The organism is Thermomonas sp., from assembly GCF_041905325.1.
GTDB lineage: Bacteria > Pseudomonadota > Gammaproteobacteria > Xanthomonadales > Xanthomonadaceae > Thermomonas.
The window spans coordinates 1-5,328 of the sequence record NZ_JAYRLK010000019.1 but is presented as its reverse complement, the minus strand read 5'-3'; the positions used below and the strand labels follow the sequence as shown (position 1 = coordinate 5,328).

The window sequence follows — 5,328 nt, the reverse complement described above, 5'->3', positions numbered from 1 at the left end:
GGCCACCATACCCGTTTACAAAGCGAACAGGAAAGTCAATGAAATCAACGGTCTACCCAGACCACCCCCGCGCCAGTGCTAGCTTTGCGTACCGTCACTTATTGCACTGAAAACGAGGAGACCCCACGCAGGCGATGCCCGCCTGGGTGTCGACCTTGACGATGAGCGGGAAGTCGGCGCTGCGGCCATCGGGGCGGTGCACGCGCAGTACCGCGCGGGCGTCTGGCGTGATGTCCGGGCCGAGGCCCAGGATGTCGAAAGTCTCCGCGCCGGTCAGCGCCAGGTCGTGCCGCGTCAGGCCATCGGCGAACACCAGCGGCAGCACGCCCATCGCCACCAGGTTGCTGCGGTGGATGCGCTCGAAGCTTTCGGCCACCACCGCCTGCACGCCCAGCAGCGCGGTGGCCTTGGCGGCCCAATCGCGGCTGGAGCCCGAGCCGTATTCCTTGCCGGCGATGACCAGCAGCGGCACCTCGCGCGCCGCATAGGCCAGGGCGGCGTCGTGCACGGGCAGCACGTCCCCCGCGGGCTGCACGCGCGCGTAGCCGCCCTTGCGCCCCACATCGGCCAGCAGCTCGTTGTCCAGGCCCGGGTTGCTGAACCCCCCGCGCACCATCACCTCATGGTTGCCGCGGCGGGCATTGAACTGGTTGAAGTCCGACCGCGCCACGCCGTGTTCACGCAGGTACTGGCCGGCCAGGCCCTGTTCGGCGATGCTTCCGGCGGGTGAGATGTGGTCGGTGGTGACGCGGTCGCCCAGCACCAGCAGCGCGCGGGCACCGTGGATGTCGCCGCGCACCGGCGTGGCCATGCGCATGCCGTCCAGGTAGGGCGGGCGGCGCAGGTAGGTGGACTGCGCCGACCAGGCAAACAGCGCGTCGTCGCCACCGGACGGCACCGTGTCCCAGAGCGCGAAGCCCAGCTGGTTGTCGGCCTCGGCGCGCGCAAAGAGCGCGGGCCCCAGCACCGGCTGCAGCGCGGCGGCGATCTGCTCGCGGCTGGGCCACACGTCGGCCAGGTACACCGGTTTGCCGCCGTGGCCGGTGCCCAGCGGCTCGGTCTCCAGGTTGCGGCACACCGTGCCGGCCAGCGCATAGGCCACCACCAGCGCGGGCGCGGCCAGGTAGGCCATCTTCACGTCCGGGTGGATGCGGCCCTCGAAGTTGCGGTTGCCCGACAGCACGGCCGCGCCCAGCAGGCCGCGGCCACGCACGGCCTCGGTGACCGCCGGCGCCAGCTCACCCGAATTGCCGATGCAGGTCATGCAGCCGAAGCCGGTGACCTGGAAACCCAGCGCGTCCAGGTCGTCCTGCAGGCCGGACGCGGCCAGGTAGCCGGCGGTGGGCCGGGAGCCCGGCGAAAGCGAGGTCCGGACCCACCAGGGCACCGCCAGGCCCGCGCGCCGCGCGTTTCGGGCCAGCAGCCCGGCGCCCGCCATCAGTTGCGGGTTGGCCGTGGTGGTGCAGGAAGTGATGGCGGCGATCAGGATCGCGCCGTCGCCCGGCTGGCCGGGCCCGGCGGCGGCGGCCTCGCCGGGTGCGCCTTCGCGCAGGCGCGTGATGGCCTGCTCCACGCTCTGCGGCACGCCGCGCAGCGTCACCCGTTCGGCCGGGTTGCGCGGGCCGGCCAGCGTGGTTTCGATGGCGGTCAGGTCCACCGCCACCGTGCTCGTGAACAGAGGTTCCTCCGCCGGGTCGAACCACAGGCCCTGCGCCTGCGTGTAGGCCTGGACGATGGCCAGCTGTTCTGCACTGCGGCCGGTGAGCCGCAGGTAGTCCAGGGTGGCGTCGTCGGTGGGAAAGAAGCCGGTGGTCGCGCCGTATTCGGGCGCCATGTTGGCCAGGGTGGCCCGGTCGGGCACGCTGAGCCCGGCCATGCCCGGGCCGAAGAATTCGACGATGTGGTCGATGACGCCGTGGTCGCGCAGCACCCGCACCAGCGTGTACGCCAGGTCGGCCGCGGTGACGCCGGCGCGCAGTTGCCCGCTCAGGCGCACGCCCACCACGCCCGGCAGGCGCATGGGCAGCGGCTTGCCCAGGGCGGCCATCTGCATGTCCAGCCCGCCCACACCCCAGGCCAGCACCGACAGGCCGCTGACCATCGGCGTGTGGCTGTCCGAAGCCACCAGCGTGTCGGGCAACAGCCAGGGGTGCGGCCCGCTGCGGTCGACCTGCACCACGCTGGCCAGCCGTTCCAGGTTCACCTGGTGCGCGATCCCGAAGCCCGGGGGCGTGACGGTCACGTTTTTCAGGTTGCGGCCAGCCCAGCGGATCAGGGCGTAGCGCTCGCGGTTGCGCTCCACGTCGGTTCGCATGTTGAACAGCAGCGCGTCGGCGCTGCCGGCCCGGTCCACGGTGATCGAATGGTCGATCACCACGTCCACCGGCACCACCGGGTTGATGGCGGCGGGGTCCAGGCCCTGCGCGGCCGCCGCGTCACGCAGGGCGGCGAAGTCGACAAAGGCCGGCACGCAGGTGGAGTCGTGGGTGAGCACCCGTGCCGGCCAGAACTGGACTGCCTGCGGGGACGAACCGCCACGGGCGACCCAGTCCAGGTAGGCGGGCAGCTCCGCCGGTGCGCGGCGCAGGGTGATCTCGGCCAGGATCTTCAGCACTTTTGGCAACCGGCGCAGTGGGGGGTGCCGGTCGGCCAGCAGGGCGAGGCTGGCATGGCGGTACGCGCTGCCGCCGACGTGCAGGGTGTCTTCGAACGGGGAGGTGAATGGCATGGGAATGAGAGTGTCCCTGCCGGCCCCACACGCCGGGCATCTCGTTTCACGACGCCGGCCTGCTGGTTAGCCCCCTATCGTCAGGCGGCACTTGCACGTAATATATCGGGGTCGCACCCGGGCGCGTGAGTCCGGCCGCCGACCGCGTGATGCCTGAAGTACTTTTCCAATCGAACCAGCGCGAGCGCCATCCGGGCGCCGGGTTTGCGGCCACGCCACCTCCACCCCATGACCATGACTGAAAAAACGATTGTCTATTCCTCCCTCGGCCGTGACATGCACGTCTTCGAGGTCGATACCGGCAGTGGCGCCCTGACCCCGATCCAGACGTTTGCCCTGCCGGCCGATATCCAGGACGCGTGGGCCAACCAGGCGCGCACGCTGCTGTACGTGGCGACCAGTGACGCCGGCCCCATGAGCCTGGTCAAGCGCCAGGCGCATTTCATCCAGGCGCTGAAGATCCTGCCGAGCGGCGAGCTGGCGCCGCACGGCGAGCCCATGCCGCTGGGCAACCGCCCCCTGAGCATCACGCTGGATGGCGCCGAGCGCCACGCCCTGCTGGCCTACAGCACGCCATCCAACGTGACCGTGCATGCGATCAGGCCCGACGGCAGCGTGGGGGACGAGGTCGCTCAGCAGCCGATCCAGTTCGGCTCGACGGTGCACCAGGTTCGCGTCACGCCCGCCGGCAACATCGTCGTGACCCCCGAATGCGGGCACCACCCCACCGGCGAGGCCGCCGGCGCCATCGGCATCTATTCCTATGCCGCTGGGCGCATGGCGCCCCTGGCGCGCATCGAGGCGGACCCGGCGCGGGCCGCGCCCTGGCTGGGCAAGAAAATCGGCGCGCATGGCTTTGCAGCCCGCCACGTCGACTTTCACCCCACACGGCCCTGGATGTACCTGTGCGTGGAACGCCAGGGCGAGCTGCACCTGTACGACTGCGACGACAAGGGCATTGCCCCCCGGCCGCGCGCCATCAAAAGCACGCTGGAGGGTGTGACCCCCGGCCCGTCGATCCAGATGGCGGCGTCGATCCATGTGCACCCGAACGGGCGCTTCATCTACATCACCAACCGTGCCCGCGACACCGAGCCCGTCGGCGACCGGCAGGTGTTCATGGGCGGCGTGAACGACGTGGCGGTGTTCGAGATCGACCCCGACACGGGGGTGCCCAGCCTGATCCAGCACATCGACACCCAGGGCAATTTCCCGCGCACCTTCGGCATCGACGCCCGGGGCAAGGTCCTGGTGGTGGGCAACCAGGACCACATGCTGGTCCGCGCGGACGGCGGGATCAGGAAGGTCCTGCCCGGCCTGGCGGTGTTCGCCATCGGCGGCGACGGCAAGCTCACGCTGCTGAACAGGATGGACCATCCCGACAACGGCCAGGTCTGCTTCTGGACCAGCGTTGTCACCCTGGGGGCGTAGCGCGCGAATGGCCATCCACCCCGGTCCACGGACGAAACGGCTGATCGCGCTGGCGGTCGCGCTCGTGGCGATCGCACTGGTCGCGCGATTCTTCTACAACCGCTCCACGCACGTCTACATGGATGACGCGCGCGTGGACGGCAACGTGATCACCATTTCCAGCCTGACGGCGGGCCAGGTGAGCGAGCTGCCCGTCACGCAGGGCGACGCCGTGCGGGCGGGGCAACTGCTGGTCCGCATCGACGCGCGCGACGACATCCTGCGCCGCGACATGCTGCTGGCGCGCCTGGGCACCATCGCCACCCAGTCCGAGGTGCTCAAGGCGCAGTCGGGCCAGGTGGCGCAGGAGTCCGAGGGCAAGTACCAAAGCGAGGCCAGCCGCCTGGTCGCGGCCGAGGCCGAGGTCGCCTCGGTGGAGGCCCAGCAGAAGCAGGCCCGCGCCGAATTCGAACGCGCGCGCGAACTCACGCAGCAGAAATGGCTGTCGCCCCAGGCGCTGGAGCGCTCGGCCACGGACCTGCGGTCCGCCGAGGAAAAATACCGCAAGGCCGTGGCCGAGCTCGCCGCGGTGCGCGGGCAGCTCGCCGCGGCGCAAGGCAGCCGCCGCCAGGTGCAGGTGGTGGGCCGCCAGGGCGTCGTGCTCGAGCGCCAGGCCGACGAGATCCGCGCGGAGATCCGCCGGCTGGACAACGACATCCGCGACCGGACCATCCTCAGCCCGGGCGATGGCGTGGTGGTGATGACCTTCGTGCGCGCCGGTGAACACGTCTCCGCGGGCCAGCGCATCCTCATGTACCACAACCCCGCCGAAGTCTGGGTGGAGGCCAACGTGAAGGAAACCGAGGTCGCGCGCCTGAAGCTGGGCATGCCCGCGCAGGTGCGTGTCGATGCGTTCCCCGGCGAGGTGTTCAAGGGCGAGATCGAGCGCATCGGCGACGCCGCCACCAGCAAGTTCGCGCTGCTGCCCAACCCCAATCCGAGCGGCAATTTCACCCGCGTCACGCAGCGCCTGCCGCTGCGCATCCGCCTGTCGGACAAGGCCGCGCGCCTGAAGCCGGGCATGCTGGTGGAAGTGGATGTCGACACCCGACACCCTTGAGCTGCTGGGCCAGCGCTACGGCACGGCCTACCGCTGGCTGGCCGCGGTCACGGTGCTGCTGGGCATGCTG

The 5,328-nt window shown here is 70.5% G+C and carries 3 protein-coding genes; 2 read left to right on the top strand and 1 reads right to left on the bottom strand.

Annotated features, from left to right (window positions below; translation table 11 throughout):
* Positions 1–94: 94 nt before the first annotated feature.
* Positions 95–2,728: an aconitate hydratase AcnA gene (gene acnA, locus ACE3OK_RS12215; protein ID WP_374249825.1), complete on the bottom strand. Its 2,634-nt coding sequence runs from the start codon at positions 2,726–2,728 to the stop codon at positions 95–97.
* A gap of 228 nt (positions 2,729–2,956) precedes the next feature.
* Between acnA and ACE3OK_RS12210 the strand changes: the two genes are divergently transcribed.
* Together ACE3OK_RS12210 and ACE3OK_RS12205 are read left to right on the top strand one after the other, a co-directional pair.
* Positions 2,957–4,159: a lactonase family protein gene (locus ACE3OK_RS12210; protein ID WP_374249824.1), complete on the top strand. Its 1,203-nt coding sequence runs from the start codon at positions 2,957–2,959 to the stop codon at positions 4,157–4,159.
* A 7-nt stretch (positions 4,160–4,166) separates the two neighbouring features.
* The gene (locus tag ACE3OK_RS12205) at positions 4,167–5,258 is read left to right on the top strand and encodes an HlyD family secretion protein (RefSeq protein WP_374249823.1); all 1,092 of its coding nucleotides are present in this window, start codon (positions 4,167–4,169) and stop codon (positions 5,256–5,258) included.
* Positions 5,259–5,328: the final 70 nt, after the last annotated feature.

Excerpts from the sequence above, each read along its gene's own strand:
- ACE3OK_RS12205 (WP_374249823.1), top strand. The coding sequence starts at position 4,167 with ATGGCCATCCACCCCGGTCCACGGACGAAACGGCTGATCGCGCTGGCG.
- ACE3OK_RS12210 (WP_374249824.1), top strand. The coding sequence starts at position 2,957 with ATGACCATGACTGAAAAAACGATTGTCTATTCCTCCCTCGGCCGTGAC.
- acnA (WP_374249825.1), bottom strand. The coding sequence starts at position 2,728 with ATGCCATTCACCTCCCCGTTCGAAGACACCCTGCACGTCGGCGGCAGC.